Raw genomic sequence first — 16,540 nt, forward strand, 5'->3', positions numbered from 1 at the left:
AGTCGACTTGCGTTGAGGTGAAGTAAAAGCCTCCGCGAGACGTATCGCAAGTGCACCTGCGATACTTCTTCGCATGACTTCCTCTGCCGACGACCGGGTCCGGGGAATGCGGGGGGCCCGGCTGCGGGCCGCCGTGCTCGACGCGACCATCGCCCGCATCGAGACGGTCGGGATCGACGACACCCGGGTGGCCGACATCGCCCGGACGGCGGGCGTGCACGAGACGTCGATCTACCGGCGCTGGAAGACCCGCCCCCGCCTCCTCATCGACGCGCTGCTGACGCACACCGAGAAGTCGGTGCCGATCCCCGACACCGGGTCGGTCCGGCAGGACCTGATCGACTTCTTCACCGACCTCGCCGCCTTCGTGTCGACGCCGACGGGCATCGCCTTCGTCCGGGGCACGGTCGTCTCGGACCGGGATCCCGAGGTCGAGGCGGCACGGAAGGAGTTCTGGGTCGAACGGATCGGCAAGGCGGCCGTCATCCTGGACCGCGGCAAGGCCCGGGGGGAGATCGCCGACGACGTCGACCCCGAACTGGTCCTGTTCACACTCGGGGGGCTGCTGCACATCCATGTCACCCACATCGGAACCGTGCTGCCGGCCGAGACCGTGCTACGCGCGGTCGACCTCGCCCTGACCGGGATCGGGCCCCGTACGAACTCCTGATGGGAGTACGGCGGTCAGCGCCGGTCCCGGGCGATGTGGCGTCCGGTCGGGTGGTTCGAAGCCATCACCGGGCCGGCGACACCAGAGGTCCTTCGCCCGTGTGGGCAGGATTCCTCCTGCAACAACCTGGAGTCCTGCCGTCGCGCAAGAGAGGCATCGTATGAAACTCATCGTCCGGACCGGGCTCGCCGCGGTGGTGGCGGTCGGAGTCGTCGCGGCGGCCGTCGCCCCCGCCTCCGCCGCCTTCGGCCCCTGGAGGGCCCGCGCAGTTGCCGGTGCGCACGCCGTCGCGGCCAATCCGAAGGCGATCAAGCCGGCCGCGTACAACCAGGCGCGGAGCATCCTGGCCAACGCCGGGAGCCAGACGGCGGCCAAGTCGCATCCCGTGCACGGAAAGGACGATGTGCCGGTCGGTTACGGAACCAGCCTGCTGGCCGCGGCGCGCGACGAGTTCCGGCAGGCCGACCGGAATCTCCCGGCGAACCAGAAGAAGTCGGACATGTCGACTCCGCACTACAACGCGATTCACAGCGCGGCGAAGGCGATGGGAGTCGACAGGTGGTGACGCGGTAGACCCGCTGCTCGCGGGCGCGACCGTTCGGACGCGCGAATTCGGGACGCACGGAGAATGCGACGGAGCCCTTCCCCCGCGAGGGAAGGGCTCCGTGAGCGAGCGCTGGGCAGGCCTTGCACCTGCATCTCCCCGCAGGAAGCGGGGCGCCTTTCCTTGGACCACCAACGCATTGCCGGCCGCCGCGAGTTGCTGCGGACTGACAAGATCAACTATAGCGCATGCGGGGCGTCGGCCGGAACCGGCCGGCGTACGAGCGGCCCGCCGCGGTCCGTTCCCGTTGGAGATCTCGATGGGGCGCGGACGGGAACGGGACGGGCCGACGGCCTGTCAGGCACCGGCGTGGGAGACCACGGAGACGGTCGCGTCGAGACCGAGCAGGGCCTGCAGCCAGCCCCACTGGAAGAACGCCGTGGTGACGCCGATGGCGGCGGCGATGCCGAGCAGAGCAGGAAGCCGACGGCGGCCATCACGGGGATGACGACGGGGAGGGGCAGAAGCAGGGCGAGATCCGCACGGACCTCACCGCGGACGACATCCCCCGCTTCAGGCACCAGGCGTCGCGGGGTGGGCGTCGGTGGAGCCGGACCGCGCCCGGCTCCGTCGGTCAGGCGCCGGGCTCACGGGTCATGGCCCAGGTGTGCGGGCCGCCGTCCGGAAGGGCGTAGTCGGCGGTCACCTCGAAGCCGAGGCCCTGGTAGAACCGCACGTTGCGCTCGTCGGAGGTCTCCAGGAAGGCGGGGACGCCCGCCCGCTCGGCGGCCTCCACCCCGGGAAGGATCACCGCACGGCCCAGGCCCCGGCCCTGTTGGCCGGGGTCGACGCCGATGGTGGCGAGGAACCAGGTGGGCACGGTCGGCCGGTGCGGGCGCATGGTCTCCTCCGCGCGGGCCGCGAACGGCGCGCGGTCGCCCGCGAGTCGGCCCAGCTCCGGGCCGATCTCACCGAAGACCGCGGGGTCCGTCGCCGGGGTCGTCCAGGCCGCGACGGCGGCACAGTCGTCGCTCACCCACACCCTGCCGTGCTCCAGGCCGATACGGGAGACGAAGAGGTGGTTGAACCGCTCCAGCCGCGCGGCATGGTCGTCGGCGGCGATGGTGTGGCGGGTGAGGGGGTAGTGGAGGAAGGCGCGGCCCAGGGTGCGGACGGCGCGTGGCAGGTCTTCGCGCGTGGCTGCGCGGACAACGGGCGTTTGCTCGGTCATGTGTCTGTACCAGTCCAGTCGTTGTACGGGAGGGCGGCGGCCCGGGGTCGGGGCGGTCGGCCCTCCCCCCTCAGATCCTGAGAACCCGTGCCGGGAACCGGAGGGCCAGTTCGGTCCCTGCGACGGTCACGTGCACGGAACGCAGCGATTCGATGTGCCGGGCGCCGAACCGCAGCGATTCCACGAGAGTCGTGGGCTCACCGGCGGTCAGCGGGCCCGTCAGGGAGTCCACGAGCGGTGTGGGGCCCGTGGACGTCTCCGCCGTGATCCGGACGGGCGCCGCGGTGTGGTCGCGGGCGGGGACGAAGTCGATCTGGAGCACGACGGGTTCGCCGAGCCAGATCTCCAGCGGGGCGGCTCCGGTGCCGCCCGTGGCCCGGGCCTGCCGGAAACGTCCCTCGGAACCGAGGTCCTCGACACCCGCCAGCACCGGTGGTTCGCCCGCCCCGTGTTCCTCCTCGCTCATGCTCATGCCCCGTCAACGAAGCGCGTCGCCACGCCGTTCCCGCACGGCCGCCTCCCATGGGCCCGCCTGACGCCCCGGCCCGTCGAGCGGGCCGGAGAACCCGGTCCCGGGACCCGACACGGTGGCGGCGCCGTCGGCGAGGCGGACGATCTGGTCGGGTCGCCAGCGTGCGGGGTCGCGGTGGGTGACGATGACCCGGGTGCAGTCGAGGCCGTTGACGGTGGCCGTGACGAGTGCGTCGGTGGCGGGATCGAGGGCGGACGTGGGTTCGTCGAGAAGTAGGACGGGGGCGTTCCTGAGCAGGGCGCGGGCGAGTGCGACGCGCTGGGCCTCTCCACCGGAGAGTGCGGTGCCCCGGGCGCCGGTACGGAGGTCCAGCCCGTCCGGGTGGGCGTCGATCAGGTCGCCGAGGCCCGCGCGCAGGGCGGCGTCGCGCAGCGCGCCGGTGTCGGCGTGCGGGTCGCCGACGCGGATGTTGTCGGCGATCGTCCCGTCGAAGAGGGTGGGGTCCTGGGGAAGCACGGCGAAGCGGCTGAGCCGGTCCGCGCTGGAGAGGTCCCGCAGATCGGTGCCGCCCAGGGTGATGCGGCCGTTGTCCGGGTCGTCGCCCCGCAGCAGGAGGTGGAGCAGGGTGGACTTGCCGCTGCCGGTGGGACCGGTGATGACGGTGGTCGATCCGGCCGGGGCGGTCAGCGACACCTCGTGCAGGGCGGGGGCGAGCGTGACGCGGTCGATGTGAAGACCGGTGTCCTCCGGCAGGGGGCGGGGGTGGGGCGGTTCCGGCAGTGGCGGTGCGGTCACGAGTGAGGCGTACTGGTCGATTCCGGCACGGGTGTCGCTGAGGGTCACCCCGAGGAGCGCGAGTCCGTCGAGCGGCGCGGTGGCGCGCAGGGTCAGCAGCAGCACGGCGAACGCCTCGTGGGGGGTGGTGCCGAGGGTGACGCACAGGGCGAGCATTCCGACCGTGGGCAGGGCCGTGGCCAGCGCCGAGACGAAGGTGGCGGGGGCGCTGACGTCGTTGAGGCGTCGCAGGGCGGCGTGCTCGTGGTTCCAGGCGTCCGTCAGTCGGCGTACCGCTCCGGTGGTTCCGGTCACGGACCGGTACAGCTCCTGGTGCTCGGAGAACTCCAGGAGCGCCTCGGCCGAGGACGTGCGGGCGGCCTGACGGCGTGCGTCCGTACGCGCGAGTGCCCGCTGGGCGAGCGTCTGCGCCGTGCCCGAGACCGCGAGGAGGCCCAGCAGGGCGGCGGCCGGGGTCCAGCCCACGACGATGCCGAGGCCGAGGACGACGAGCGGCGGGGTCAGTGTGCCGCGGACGACGAGTTCCACGAGGTGGGCGGGGATGCCCATCAGCCGGAGGACGCCCTCGCCCGCGATCCGGTTCGCGCGTGCGCGGTGGTCGTGGCTGAACCGGCCGAACGGCAGCCGGATCAGCGCGTGGCCGAGGCGGCGGTACAGATCGGTGGCGACGGCGGCCCCGGCGAGGTAGCCGCCGCGGGAGGCCAGAACGGTGGCACCCAGGACGAGGAGTGCCGTGCCCACCGCCCAGACCAGGGGTGTTCCCCGTACGAGCGTGGACGCGAGGAGCGTCGCTGCCGCCGCTTCGAGGGCCGTGACACCGGTCCAGGCAAGTGCCACGGCGCGTACGCGCCGCACGGCCGAGGTGCCGAGTGCGGACTTCATGCGATCACTTCCCCGTGTTCCAGGACGATCCGGTGGTGGGCCCGCGCCGCGAGGCCGTGATCGTGGGTGGCCAGCACGACGGTGCGGGCGGGCAGGGAGAGCAGGGTGTTCATGACGGTCCGCGCCGTGTCGGGGTCGAGGGCGCTGGTCGGTTCGTCGAGCACGAGCACCGGGGCCCCGGTCAGCAGGGCGCGGGCGAGGGCGAGGCGTTGGCGTTCTCCGCCGGAGAGGGGTGCGGCCGGGGCGTCGAGCGGAACGGGCAGGGCCGCCGCCGCCAGCGCGGCCCGCAGTTCCTCGTCGGTGGCGTGCGGGCGGGCGAGCAGCAGGTTCTGGCGGATGCTGCGGGGAAGGACTCCGGGGGACTGGGGGACGGTGGCCACGCGTCGTGCCATCGATGCGAGCGGCAGGTCCCGGTACGGGGTGCCTCCGAGGCTGATCGTGCCGTCGTCGGGGTCGGTGCCCCGGCTCAGCAGGCGCAGGAGCGTGGTCTTGCCCGAACCGCTGGGGCCGGTCACCGCGGTTACCGCGTTCGGCACGACCACCAGGTCCAGCGGGCCGAGGACCGGCCGCCCGTCCACCGTCACGGTGACCGCGTCGAGGACCGGTGCGGGGGCGGAAGCGGCGTCGCCATCAACGGGAGTGACGGAAGTGCCGGTGGTGATGGAGGTGACGGGGGGTCCGGTCGGGGGTGGTGGCGGGGAGTCCGTCCCGGAGGCCGGGGGCTGTTCGGCGGGACCGGGGTGCAGTACGGGTTCGGCGAGCAGGGCGTCGATGCGCCCGGCCGCGTCCCGGGCGGCGCCGAGATGGTCGAGGCCGTGGCCGAGGCGCAGGACCGGTGCGAGGGCGGCGAGACCGAAGACGCAGACGGCGGTGAGCTGCCAGACCGGCATCCGGTGACCGACGCAGAAGGCCACGGCCAGGGTCGCGCTCGGCTGGAGCAGCGCGGTGGCCACCGCGGCCGGGGTGGCGACCCGCCCGACCCAGTCCCGGAATCCGTGCGCGAACTCCCGGGTCGCGGCGGTGTAGCGGGCGGAGGCCCCGGACTCGTCGCCGTGCACCCGGGTGATCACCGCGCCGCGGACCATGTCGTCGACCGCCGCGACAATACGGGCGACCACCCGGCCCCGGTCCGCCGCGAAGCGCCGTGACCGCCGTGGGATGACCACGAGGTGGAACACCGCGGCCAGGGCGGCGGGCACGACCGCGACGAGCCCGAGCGGTCCGGCGTACCCGGTCAGCAGGACGAGCGCGGCGAACGGGGCGGTCAGCATGGTCGCGATCTCGCCGGGCAGGTGGGCCACCGCGTGGTGCAGTGCCGTGACGTCGCCGTCGAGCCGGGCTCGCAGCCCCGTCGTGCCGAGCCGGGCCAGTGCGGGCGTGGGCAGCCGGGAGACGTGTACGGCCAGGGCGCGGCGGAGGCGGTGCTCGAACTCGGCCTCCGCTCCGTGCGCCAGCCAGGACGACAGGGAGTTCAGGGCCCCCGCGGCGGTGAGGGCGAGGGCGCCCCACCACACCCAGCGGGTGGCCGGGGCACGGACGAACTCGACCACGGCCACCAGGAGCGCGGTTCCCGCTCCGGCGGCGAGTGCCGCGCAGCCTACCCCGGCGGCGAGACGCGCGACCGAGCCGTTCAGGGCCCGTAAGGTGCCGGGCCTCTCAGGAGTGAGCATGCCTTTTACCGTACACGTAATTGTACGCGTAAGGTAAGGTCACCCTTACTTATCCGGGACGGGTGCGCGGGACGACATCCGGGGACGTCACGGTCCCCGGCCCCGCCGATGCCCGGCGACCACCCCGCCTTCGACGCGGACACCGTCCCCCTGCGCGAGAGAGAGAACCATGCACCGCCCCTCCAGCCGCCGGGCGCTCCCGCTCGGTGCGCTGCTCACCGTCACCGTCGTCCTGAGCGGCTGCAGGCCCCGCAGAACTCGGAGAACTCCTCCGCCCCGGGCGCGAGGAGCACCACGAGCGGGAGCTTCCCCGTCTCCTTCACCAATGCCTGGGGCACCGTCACCGTCCCCGCCGCGCCCCGGCGAGTCGTCACCCTCGGCTACGCGGACACCGCCGTCGCGAGTGCCCTGGGCGCGCACATCGTCGGAGCGGTCAGGAGCTACGGCAGTGTCAGCGGGGAGACGAAGGACGAGAACCTTCCCTACGCCGAGCCGCTCGACAAGTCCGTGACCTGGCTCGACCCGATGAAGATCAACACGGAACGGATAGCGGGGCTCGAACCCGACCTCATCCTCGCGAGCACCGCGTTCACCCTCGACGAGCCCACCTACCGGCGCCTGAACACCGTCGCGCCCGTCGTCACGTACGAGAAGCAGCTCTACGGGGCGGACACCACCGAGGAGACCTGCGGATCGGGCGCGCCCTCGGTGACGAGAAGGGCGCCCGGAAGATCCTCGACACCGCGGACCGGGCGGTGGCGGACCTCAAGTCCGAGCTGCCCGGTCTGACCGGCAAGACATACCTGTACGGCCAGGCCCGCGACGGTTTCGCCGTGATGGTCACCGAGGAGACCAACGCCACCGCCCGGTTCATGAACCGGCTCGGCCCTACCCCCCTGCCCGCCGTCGCGAACCTGGGCGGAAGGGGCTCCGTCCCGGGCGCCGTCGACGTCAGCTACGAGCGCGCGGCCCTGTTCGACCGGGCCGACGTCCTCTTCATGACGTACCAGAGCGACGCGCTCAAGGAGAAGTTCGAGAAGGACCCCGTCGTATCCCGCCTCCGGATCCTCAAGTCCGACCGGTACCTGCCGCTCGGGATCGAGGCGGCGACCGCGCTCCAGTCCCCGAACGCCGCCGCCGTGCCCTGGCTGATCGACGAACTCCGCCCCGCCCTCACCTCCGTCTCCTGACCCATGACCGCTCTCTCTCCGGCGGCCGGATCGCGCGGCCCCCGGTCCCGGTACCGCCCCCTCGCGTTCACGGGGGCCGGGTGCGGCGTCCTGCTGCTCGTCGTCGCCGCCAGCGTCGCGCTCAGCTCACGGAACCTCACGGTCCATCAGGTCGCCCAGGGGCTCGCCCACACCGGGCCGGCCGATGTCGTCACCCTCGTACGGGAGGTACGGATACCGCGCACGGCCGCGGGGCTCGTCGCCGGGGCCGCGCTCGGCGCGGCCGGTGTCCTGATCCAGGCGGTGACCCGCAACCCGCTCGGCGACCCCGGACTGCTCGGCGTCAACAGCGGCTCGGGCTTCGCCGTCACCCTCGGCGTCACCCTGACCGGGACCACCGGGGTCACCGGCACCGTCTGGTCCGCCTTCGCCGGGGCCGCCGCCGTGACCGCGCTGATCGTCGTCACCGTGGCGGCCACCGGCAACCGCCACCCCGGCCGACTGGTCCTCGTCGGAGTCGCGCTCGGTGCCGTCTTCTCCGGGATCCAGGCCGCCCTGACCCTGCTCGACCCCGAGAGCCTGGACACGATGCGCACCTGGAGCGCCGGCACGCTCAACGGAATCCCGCCCGACGCCACCGCCTTCCTCGCGCTCTTCGTCGCCGCCGGGCTCCTCGCCGCGCGGACGGTCGCCAAGGGCCTGGACCTGACGGCGATGGGCGAGGACCTGGCCACGGGCCTCGGTACCCGCACCCACCTCACCCGGGCCGTCGCCGTCGTCGCGATCACCCTGCTCGCGGGCTCGGCCACGGCGCTGGCCGGTCCCCTGTCGTTCCTCGGACTGATGGTCCCTCACCTGCTGCGCCCGCTCGTCGGTCCCGGCACCCGGCGGATGCTGCCGGGCGCGCTGATCGCGGGTCCCGTCCTGCTGCTCACCGCCGACGTGACGGCCCGGCTCGTGGTGCGGCCGGGCGAACTCCCCGTCGGGGTCGTCACCGCCTTCCTCGGGGCGCCTCTGCTCATCCTGCTGCTGCGCTCCGAGAGGAGGCGGAGCCGGTGACCGGCCCCACGACCACCACCGCCCCCGCACCCGACCCCGTCTCCGGCGCCCGGCGTCGCGCACACCGGCGACGGGCGATCGCCACCACGGTGACCCTGACCGCCCTGGCGGCAGCCGTACTGCTCGCCTCCCTCGGGGCGGGCGACATCACCGTTCCCGTAGCCGATGTCGTACGCGCCCTCGGCGGGCGGGCGGACCGGCCGACCACCACGGTCGTCCTCACCTGGCGCCTGCCCCACGCGCTCCTCGCCCTGGTCCTCGGAGCGGCCCTCGGGCTGTCCGGGGCGGTCTTCCAGACCCTGACCCGCAACCCGCTCGGCAGCTCCGACGTGATCGGCTTCAACACCGGTGCGCCGACCGGCGCCCTCGCCGTCCTGCTCACCGGCGCCGCCGGATACGCCCGGACCGCGCTCGGCGCCCTCGTCGGCGGCCTCGCCACGGCCGCTCTCGTGTACGCGCTCGGCGGTCGGCGCTCCATGGCCACCAACCGGTTCGTCGTCACCGGCATCGCCGTGAACGCGGTCCTCACCTCGGTCAACACCTGGCTGATGTACGGCGCCGACACGTCCGTCGCCGCCCGCGCCACCCACTGGACCGCGGGCAGCCTCGACGCGCTCGGCTGGGAACAGGCCCTTCCGGCCCTGGACGAGGCCGCGCTGCGCACGTCGATGATCGGATACCGGCACGGCGGCCCGGCCGGGGCCCATGCCGCCCTGGCCCCGACCCCGGTCCCGGACGCCGTCCTGGAACGGGCCCGGGACGCCGTCCGCGCGTCCCGGGCGCTGTCCCTCGGCGGCATCGACGTCGTCGACGGCGCCCTCACCGACACCACCGCCGGTGTCCAGCTCCGCCCGGGGCCGGACGGCCGTTGGTTCCCCTTCACCTCGTTCGGCGAGGAGTGGCGGCCGGCCGCCGGATGCTCCGCCGACCGGTCGAGGCGTACCGGGCCGCCCGCCGCGCACGTACGGCGCGGCCGACCACACGCTGACGCACCGTCACTCACCGGTGCCCGTCAGGAGACCTGGCACCCGTGCCGGGTCCCGGAGACGCTCGCGAACGCCGCCAGGAGATCCGTCATGGCCTCGGAGGTCGCTTCGTCCACCGGGGGCCGGACGACCGTCCTCCCCCTTGGGCGGGGTGCGTTTGAAGTACCTGGTGCCGAGCGCGTCCGAGTGTCCGCCGACGGGCGTCGTTCGTATGGATCAACTGCGCCTGGAGGGGCGCCGGTTCTTCGTCCAGGTGCGGTTCGGCATGCGTGTCCGCGAGGTCCGGTGGTCGGGCCGGCCGTGGCGGCGGTGGCCACGACGGGGATGAGCACGCCGTGGGGTCCGGGCGGGGCGAGGCCGGTCCGACCGCGCTCGTCGGTGCGCCCGGACGCGGGGGTCGACAAGAGCGGTGGGGCGGATCAGTATGGGGGGCCGTTGGGGCGGCAGGGCCACTTGGGGAGGGCTGTTGCACGGCGTGGGGTCTGATCTGGTCGCGATCGTCGGCATGGCGGGACGGTTCCCGCAGGCGCCGGACACGGACGCTCTGTGGGAGCTGCTGATCGACGGCGGTGACGCCATCGGACCGGTACCGCCGGAGCGGTGGGACGCCGGGGACGTGCTCGATCCGACGCGCGAGATCCAGTCGGTCGGGGGGTTCATCGACGGCGTCGACCTGTTCGACGCGGAGTTCTTCGGCATCTCGCCCCGTGAGGCGGAAGTCCTCGACCCGCAGCAGCGGTTGATGCTGGAGACCGTCTGGCGGGCCCTGGAGGACGCCGGTGAGGCGGCCGGCTCGCTGCGCGGATCGCGCACCGGGGTGTACGTCGGCGGGCTGTGGCACGACTACGAGCTGCTGCGCAAGGACGCGGGCGCGGGGGCCACGCAGCACAGCATCGTCGGCAACTCGCTCGACATCGTCTCGTCCCGGATCTCCTACGTGCTCGGCCTGACCGGGCCCAGCCTGACCATCGAGAGCAGTTGCTCGTCATCCCTGGTCGCCCTGCACCAGGCGTGTCAGGCGCTGCGTCACGGCGAGGTCGACGCGGCGCTGGTGGGCGGGGCGAACCTGATGCTGACACCCGAGGTGACGGTGGGGCTCACCCACTTCGGCGGGCTCTCGCCCACCGGGCGCTGCCATGCCTTCGGCGCCGGGGCGGACGGGTTCGTGCGCGGCGAGGGTGTCGTCGTCGTGTATCTCAAGCCCCTGCGCAATGCGTTGCGCGACGGCGACCGGGTGCGCGCGGTGGTGGTGGCCAGTGCCGTGAACAACGACGGCGGCGGGGACAGCCTCGTCACTCCGAACCCGGCCGCCCAGCGGGATCTGCTGCGGCGGGTGTACGGGGCGGGCACCGTTCCGGTGGAAAGGCTCGCGTACGTCGAGGCGCACGGCACCGGGACCGTGCGCGGCGACAGCGCCGAGGCCGGGGCGCTCGGCGAGGTGCTGGGCCGGGCCGTGGACGGGCGCCGGCTGTACATCGGCTCGGTGAAGACCAACATCGGCCACCTCGAACCGGCGGCGGGGCTGGCCGGGATCGTCAAGTCGGTGCTCGCCCTGGAGCACGGTGTCGTGCCACCGAGTCTGCACGCCGAGGAGCTCAGTCCGGACATCGACTTCGACGGGCTGAACCTGGCCGTCGCCCGGGAACCCCTCGCTCTGGTGCCGGGCAGCCACATCGGTGTCAACTCGTTCGGCTGGGGCGGGACGAACGCGCACGTCGTCCTGACCGGACCGCCCGGAGCCGCCGACTCCTCCGAGTCCGAGTCCGGCTCCGGCTCCGGCGCCCCGTTCCTGCTGCCGCTGAGCGCGCACTCCGCCGAGGCGCTGGAACAACGCGCCACGGACATACGTGAGCTGGTCGACAAGGGTGCCTGCGTCCGGGAGGTGGCACGGACCCTGGCCTGGCACCGGGACCACTTCCCGGAGCGGCGGGCGCTGATCGGCCCCGAGCCGGCCGGGACGGTGTCCGGACGGGCCCGGGAGGTCGGCGGGGTCGCCCTGCTCTTTCCCGGGCAGGGCGCGCAGTGGACGGGCATGGGCGCGGGCCTGTACGGGCACGACGCGGCCTTCACCGACGCCATGGACCGGTGTGCCCGGGCCCTGTTGCGGCACGTCCCGTGGGACGTGCGCGACCTCGTCACGGGCCGGGTGGTGCCGTCCGGGGTGGAGCAGGTGCAGCCCGCGTCGTGGGCCATGTCGGTGTCGCTCGCGGCGGCGTGGGCGGACGCCGGTGTGACACCGGACGTGGTGGTGGGCCACAGCCAGGGTGAGATCGCGGCCGCGGCGGTGGCCGGTGCGCTGTCGCTGGAGGACGCCGCCCTGGTGGTGAGCAGGCGCAGTGCGATCCTCCGCCGGGTCGCCGGGCGCGGCCGGATGCTGGCCGTCGACCTCGGTCCGGAGCGCGCGGCGAAGGCGCTGGAGGGCTTCGAGGGGCTGGTCGAGCTGGCCGTGCACAACGGGCCGCGGTCCTGTGTGCTGTCCGGTGACGAGGACTCGGTGCTGCTGCTCCAGGAGATACTCGGCGCCGATGACGTGTTCTGCCGTCTGGTGGACGTCGACTACGGGTCGCACAGCCCGCAGATCGACGCCATCGTGCCGGCGATCCGGGAGGCGCTGGCACCGGTGGCCCCGCGCGGCGGGCACACTCCCCTGCTGTCCACGGTGGATCTGCGGCGGCTCGACGGCACGGAGATGGACGCCGGGTACTGGGCGGCGAACCTGCGCGGCCGGGTGCGCTTCGCCGAGGCGGTGGGGCTGCTGCTGGACGACGGGGTGACGCATCTGGTCGAGGTCAGTCCGCATCCCGGCCTGGGCACCGCGCTGCGCCAGATCGGTGAGGAACGCGGCGAACCGCCCGTCGTGCTGGGCACGTTGCGCCGCGGCGAGGGCACGCACCGGGATCTGTACCGGGCCTTCGGCGAGGCGTACGTCTCCGGTCTGGACGCGCGGGGTCCGCGTCCGCCGCGGCGTCCCCCGGTGGCCGTGCCGCCGTACCCGTTCCGCCGCGAGCGCCACTGGGTCGCGCCCCGGCACGGCCGGGCGGCGACGGGTACGGGCGGCCGGCTGGCGGTGTCTCCGGCGCCGTCGACGGCGGCGGGGGTGTGGGAGGACTCCGTCGAGGTGTCCGTCGGGGCGCACCCGTGGCTGGCCGATCACCGGGTGCACGACACGGCCGTCTTCCCGGCGGGCGGCCATCTCGCCCTGGCGCAGCACTCGTTGCGCGGGCGTGGCGACGGCCCGCTCGTGCTGCGCGACATCGCTCTGCCGACGGCGCTGGCGGTCGGTGAGGAACCGTCGAGGCTCGCCGTGACCTGGCGTCCGGGTGCGGGCCCGGCCGGTGTGGTGTCCGTCGCCTCGCGCACCGGGGGCGAGGAGGACGGCGAGGGCGGATGGACGCGGCATTTCCGCGCGGTGGCGTCCTGGGGTGCCCCGGTGTCCTCCGGCGCGTTCCCGGACCACCTGCTCGACGGGAAGGACCTGGACGCGGACGGCTTCTACCGGGACTGTGCGCGGCGGAACCTTCCGTACGGTGCGGCGTTCCGGTCGGTGACCGGCGGGCACCTCGCCGGGGACGAGGCCCTGGTCCGGCTGGAGCTGCCGCCCGGGAGCCGGTCCGGGGACATGGCGGGGGCGCTCCATCCGGTGCTGTGGGACGGCGTTCTGCAGGCCGCTCTCGCCCTGGGCGAGGGGCCGTCGGTGCCGGTCGCCGTGGAGTGCGCGGCGATGACCGTGACCGGTGCGCGGCGGTTGTGGGTGCACGCGGCGCGCACGGCGGACCGGAACGGTTTCGACCTCGCGGTGTTCGACGACGACCGTGAGCCGGTGGGCCGGCTGACGGGGGTGGTGCTGGCCGAGGTACCGGGCGGCGGCGGGGAGCGGGACGACATCGGCCGCCACGTGTACCGGATGGTCTTCGAGCCCCGTGCGCGGCGGGCCCCGCATCACGAGGGGAACGATCCGGCCGGTGCGGGGAACGCGGCGGGTTCCGCGGGTCCGGCCGGTGCGGCGGGTCGTACGGGTCCGGCCGGTCGTGTCGTCGTCCGGGGGCGGGCGGGCGCGATGGCGGAGGCGCTGCGGGACGCGCTCGGTCCGGAGGACCTCGGCGGGGCGGACACCGTGGTCTTCGTCGCGCCCGAGCGGGGATGGGCGGGCCTGGTGGAGCTGACGGAGCTGATCCGCCGCTGCCTGGACGAGAACCCCTCGGCGGGACTGGCGGTGGTGGTCCGGGAGGGCACGGAGTCCGCCGGGTTGTACGCGGGTTTCGTGGCCGTGGTGCAGGCGGAGTACCCGCAGTTCGACGCGCGGCTCATCGAGACGGACACGTTCTCGGCCGAGCTGGTGGACGAACTGTCGGCCGCCGAGGACCGGGTGGTCCTGCGCGGTGGTGAACGCCTGGTCGGGCAGCGGGTGCGGGGCGGCTCCCCCCGTACGCCCGCGCCGTGGCGCACCGGTGGGGCCGGGCAGCCGTTCCGGCAGGGGATCGCACGGCCGGGCGCTCTCGACTCGCTGTGCCGGTGGCCGCTGGACCGGTCGGCACCCGGCGAGGGGCGGGTGGAGGTCGCCGTCGACGCGGCGTCGCTGAACTTCATCGACGTGATGAAGGCCATGGGCGTCTACCCGGACGATTCGGCGGACCGCGAACTCCTGGGGCTGGACTGCGCGGGCGAGGTGACCGCCGTCGGACCCGGGGTGACGGGGACCGCCGTCGGGGACCGGGTGGTCGCCTGTGGTTTCGGGACGCTCGCCAGCCATGTCACCGTCGACGCCCGGCATGTCGTGCCGGTGCCCGCCGCGCTGAGCGCCGTCGAGGCGGCGGCCCTGCCCATGGTGCTGGTCACCGCCCACTACGCGATCGTCGAGGTGGCGAGGACCGGGCCCGGGGAGACGGTGCTCGTGCATTCCGCCACCGGGGGTCTCGGTCTGGCCGCGCTGCAGGTCGCTCGGCGGGCGGGCGCGACGGTGATCGCCACGGCCGGTACCGAGGACAAGCGCCGCCGTCTGCGGGACATGGGTGTGGCGCACGTCTTCGACTCGCGCGGTCTCGACTGGGCCGCGCGGGTGCGGGAGGTTACGGGCGGGCGGGGGGTGGACGTGGTGCTCAACTCCCTGTCCGGCGCCGCCCTGCCCCTCGGCATGGAGGTGCTGGCCGAGGACGGCCGCTTCGTGGAGGTCGGCAAGCGGGACATCCACGCCGGGACCTCCGTCGGCCTCGGAGTGTTCAAGAAGTCGATCTCCGTGACGGCCGTCGACATCGCCGGTCTGCTGCGCCGCCGCCCGGAGCGTTTCGCGTCGCTGCTCAGGACCGTGTGGGATCTGGTGGAGGCGGGCGAGCTCGGGCCCCTGCCGGTGCGCGCCCGGGACTTCGCCGACGCCGAGGACGCGGTGCGCACCATGGCGCGCGGCGAGCACATCGGCAAGGTCGTGCTCACCGCTCCGGCCCGGTCGGGACCGGTCCGGCCGCAGCCCCTGCCGGACGGGCGGCTGCGCGCCGGGGGCACCTATCTGATCACCGGTGGTCTCGGCGCGCTGGGCCTGTCGCTGGCGGAGTTCCTCGCGGCCTCGGGGGCCGGGGCGATCGCGCTCCTCGGACGGTCCGCGCCGGACGATCCCGGCCGGATCGAGGCACTGCGGGCCACCGGGGTCCGGGTGGGCGTGTGGTCGGCCGACGTGGCCGACGAGCGGCGCATGCGGGAGGTGCTGGACGAGCTCCGTACGCGGTTCCCTCCGCTGCGCGGGGTGTTCCATGCGGCGGGCGTCCTGGACGACGCGACCCTGCTCGGTCTCGACGCCGGCCGGATCGAGCGGGTGCTGCGCCCGAAGGCGCACGGTGCCCGGGTGCTGCACGAACTCACCGCCGACGACGGCCTCGACCTGTTCGTGCTGTTCTCGTCGGCGGCGGCGTACGTCGGCACGGCCGGTCAGGCGGCCTACGCGGCGGCCAACAGCGCGCTGGACGCCCTGGCGGTGGAGCGGCGCCGGGCCGGGCTGCCCGGGCTGAGCGTGCAGTGGGGTCCGGTGTCCGGCATCGGGCTCGCGGCGCGGTCGGCCGATCGCGGCGACCGGCTGGCGGACCGGGGGCTGGGCGGAGTCGACGTCGACGCGTGCTGGCGGGCGCTGCGCCGGTTCATCGAGACGGACGAGGCGGTCGTCGCGTATGCCGCGCTCGACCCCGAACGGTGGCGGGAGACGTATCCGGCCACGGCCTCGCAGTCCAGCTGGCAGTCGCTCGCGGCCGCGGACCGGGCGGTGGTCGACACGGGGCTGCGGAACGTGCCCGCGCGGCGGCGCAGGGAGCTGGTGGAGGACGTGGTGCGCCGTGACGCCGCGTTCGTGCTGCGCGTGGACGGGGACAAGCTGGCCCGGGACGTGCCGCTGAGGTCGCTGGGGCTGGACTCGCTGATGTCGGTGGAGCTGCGCAACCGGCTGGAGGCGTCGCTGGGGCTGCGGCTGAGTCCGACGCTGTTGTGGAAGTACGGCAGTCTGGCGCGGCTGGGTGCCGCGTTGTCCGAGCTGTTCGACACGTCCGGCACGTCCGACACGGAGGAGTCCGCCGCGCATGGGTGATTGCCCGGTCCTCGGCGTCGAGGAGACGCGTCTGCTGCTGGCGGAGTATCTGCCGGGCGAGAAGGGACTGGACGTGGTCGAGGTGTCGGCCGACGGTCTGGTCCTCACCGTGTGTCCGTCGCGGCTGCCGGTGCGGCCGGGCGGCACGGTGTCCGGGCCGGCCCTCTTCGCGTTCGCCGACGTGGCCGGGTACGTCGCGGTCAGCGCCTATCTGGGCGCGACCCCGTCGGCGACGCTGACGTCGAGCAGTATCAGCTTTCTGGAGGCGGTGGAGCCGGGTGAGCTGCGGGCCCGGGTCCGGGCCGAGCGCATCGGGCGCCGGACGGGCGTGTTCACGGCACGGGTGGAGGACGGTCCGGGCCGCCCGGTCGCCCTGGCCACACTGCACTTCGCCTTTCCCGGCAGCAGGAGGCGCGCGCCGTGAGACTCAGAGCCTGTCGGGTGACCTTCGGCCGGAAAGCGGACGCGATATGGTGCGTGCGATTCCAAGGCGCCGGGAT

The 16,540-nt window shown here is 73.9% G+C and carries 12 protein-coding genes; 8 read left to right on the plus strand and 4 right to left on the minus strand.

Going from position 1 to position 16,540, the window contains the following annotated elements; translation table 11 throughout:
* Positions 1-73 precede the first annotated feature (73 nt).
* The gene (locus tag ACFYY6_RS34940; protein WP_351520359.1) at positions 74-670 is read left to right on the plus strand and encodes a TetR/AcrR family transcriptional regulator C-terminal ligand-binding domain-containing protein; all 597 of its coding nucleotides are present in this window, start codon (positions 74-76) and stop codon (positions 668-670) included.
* Between the two features lie 160 nt (positions 671-830).
* Positions 831-1,235, plus strand: coding sequence for a hypothetical protein (locus tag ACFYY6_RS34945; protein WP_388652306.1), 405 nt, complete (start codon positions 831-833; stop codon positions 1,233-1,235).
* Between the two features lie 613 nt (positions 1,236-1,848).
* Here the strand turns inward: ACFYY6_RS34945 and ACFYY6_RS34950 are convergent.
* The 4 genes from ACFYY6_RS34950 to ACFYY6_RS34965 form a co-directional block, all read right to left on the minus strand.
* On the minus strand, positions 1,849-2,445 hold the full coding sequence (locus ACFYY6_RS34950) for a GNAT family N-acetyltransferase (protein WP_351633593.1): 597 nt from the start codon (positions 2,443-2,445) through the stop codon (positions 1,849-1,851).
* 70 nt (positions 2,446-2,515) lie between these two features.
* The gene (locus ACFYY6_RS34955; RefSeq protein WP_389197288.1) at positions 2,516-2,917 is read right to left on the minus strand and encodes a hypothetical protein; all 402 of its coding nucleotides are present in this window, start codon (positions 2,915-2,917) and stop codon (positions 2,516-2,518) included.
* Between the two features lie 6 nt (positions 2,918-2,923).
* Positions 2,924-4,594, minus strand: coding sequence for an ATP-binding cassette domain-containing protein (locus ACFYY6_RS34960; protein WP_386609781.1), 1,671 nt, complete (start codon positions 4,592-4,594; stop codon positions 2,924-2,926).
* Complete coding sequence (locus ACFYY6_RS34965) at positions 4,591-6,264, minus strand: ATP-binding cassette domain-containing protein (RefSeq protein ID WP_389197290.1); 1,674 nt, start codon at positions 6,262-6,264, stop codon at positions 4,591-4,593. The genes ACFYY6_RS34960 and ACFYY6_RS34965 overlap by 4 nt, the downstream gene beginning before the upstream one ends.
* A gap of 108 nt (positions 6,265-6,372) precedes the next feature.
* Here ACFYY6_RS34965 and ACFYY6_RS34970 point away from each other — a divergent pair, with 108 nt between their 5' ends.
* Genes ACFYY6_RS34970 through ACFYY6_RS34995 form a run of 6 tightly spaced genes read left to right on the plus strand, consistent with a single transcriptional unit; the run spans position 6,373 to position 16,464 of the window.
* On the plus strand, positions 6,373-7,053 hold the full coding sequence (locus ACFYY6_RS34970; RefSeq protein WP_389197292.1) for an ABC transporter substrate-binding protein: 681 nt from the start codon (positions 6,373-6,375) through the stop codon (positions 7,051-7,053).
* Positions 7,020-7,454 (plus strand): hypothetical protein, encoded by a 435-nt coding sequence (locus ACFYY6_RS34975; RefSeq protein ID WP_351520370.1) that lies wholly within the window; start codon positions 7,020-7,022, stop codon positions 7,452-7,454. Before ACFYY6_RS34970 ends, ACFYY6_RS34975 begins: the two co-directional genes overlap by 34 nt.
* Before the next feature lie 3 nt (positions 7,455-7,457).
* The gene (locus ACFYY6_RS34980) at positions 7,458-8,492 is read left to right on the plus strand and encodes a FecCD family ABC transporter permease (protein ID WP_389197294.1); all 1,035 of its coding nucleotides are present in this window, start codon (positions 7,458-7,460) and stop codon (positions 8,490-8,492) included.
* Positions 8,489-9,964, plus strand: a complete 1,476-nt coding sequence (locus ACFYY6_RS34985; RefSeq protein WP_389197296.1) for a FecCD family ABC transporter permease — start codon at positions 8,489-8,491, stop codon at positions 9,962-9,964. The genes ACFYY6_RS34980 and ACFYY6_RS34985 overlap by 4 nt, the downstream gene beginning before the upstream one ends.
* Entirely contained in the window at positions 9,954-16,040 is a 6,087-nt protein-coding gene (locus ACFYY6_RS34990; protein ID WP_389197298.1) for an SDR family NAD(P)-dependent oxidoreductase, read from the plus strand. Before ACFYY6_RS34985 ends, ACFYY6_RS34990 begins: the two co-directional genes overlap by 11 nt.
* A complete protein-coding gene (locus ACFYY6_RS34995) occupies positions 16,033-16,464 on the plus strand; it encodes a PaaI family thioesterase (RefSeq protein ID WP_351520378.1) in 432 nt (143 codons plus the stop codon). Before ACFYY6_RS34990 ends, ACFYY6_RS34995 begins: the two co-directional genes overlap by 8 nt.
* Positions 16,465-16,540: the final 76 nt, after the last annotated feature.

This window comes from Streptomyces sp. NPDC001750, from assembly GCF_042892615.1.
GTDB lineage: Bacteria > Actinomycetota > Actinomycetes > Streptomycetales > Streptomycetaceae > Streptomyces.

Bases quoted from the DNA above. Each gene is read 5' to 3' on its own strand.
- ACFYY6_RS34980 (WP_389197294.1), top strand. From the start codon at position 7,458: ATGACCGCTCTCTCTCCGGCGGCCGGATCGCGCGGCCCCCGGTCCCGG.
- ACFYY6_RS34945 (WP_388652306.1), top strand. From the start codon at position 831: ATGAAACTCATCGTCCGGACCGGGCTCGCCGCGGTGGTGGCGGTCGGA.
- ACFYY6_RS34970 (WP_389197292.1), top strand. From the start codon at position 6,373: ATGCCCGGCGACCACCCCGCCTTCGACGCGGACACCGTCCCCCTGCGC.
- ACFYY6_RS34940 (WP_351520359.1), top strand. From the start codon at position 74: ATGACTTCCTCTGCCGACGACCGGGTCCGGGGAATGCGGGGGGCCCGG.
- ACFYY6_RS34955 (WP_389197288.1), bottom strand. From the start codon at position 2,917: ATGAGCATGAGCGAGGAGGAACACGGGGCGGGCGAACCACCGGTGCTG.
- ACFYY6_RS34960 (WP_386609781.1), bottom strand. From the start codon at position 4,594: ATGAAGTCCGCACTCGGCACCTCGGCCGTGCGGCGCGTACGCGCCGTG.
- ACFYY6_RS34995 (WP_351520378.1), top strand. From the start codon at position 16,033: ATGGGTGATTGCCCGGTCCTCGGCGTCGAGGAGACGCGTCTGCTGCTG.
- ACFYY6_RS34965 (WP_389197290.1), bottom strand. From the start codon at position 6,264: ATGCTCACTCCTGAGAGGCCCGGCACCTTACGGGCCCTGAACGGCTCG.
- ACFYY6_RS34950 (WP_351633593.1), bottom strand. From the start codon at position 2,445: ATGACCGAGCAAACGCCCGTTGTCCGCGCAGCCACGCGCGAAGACCTG.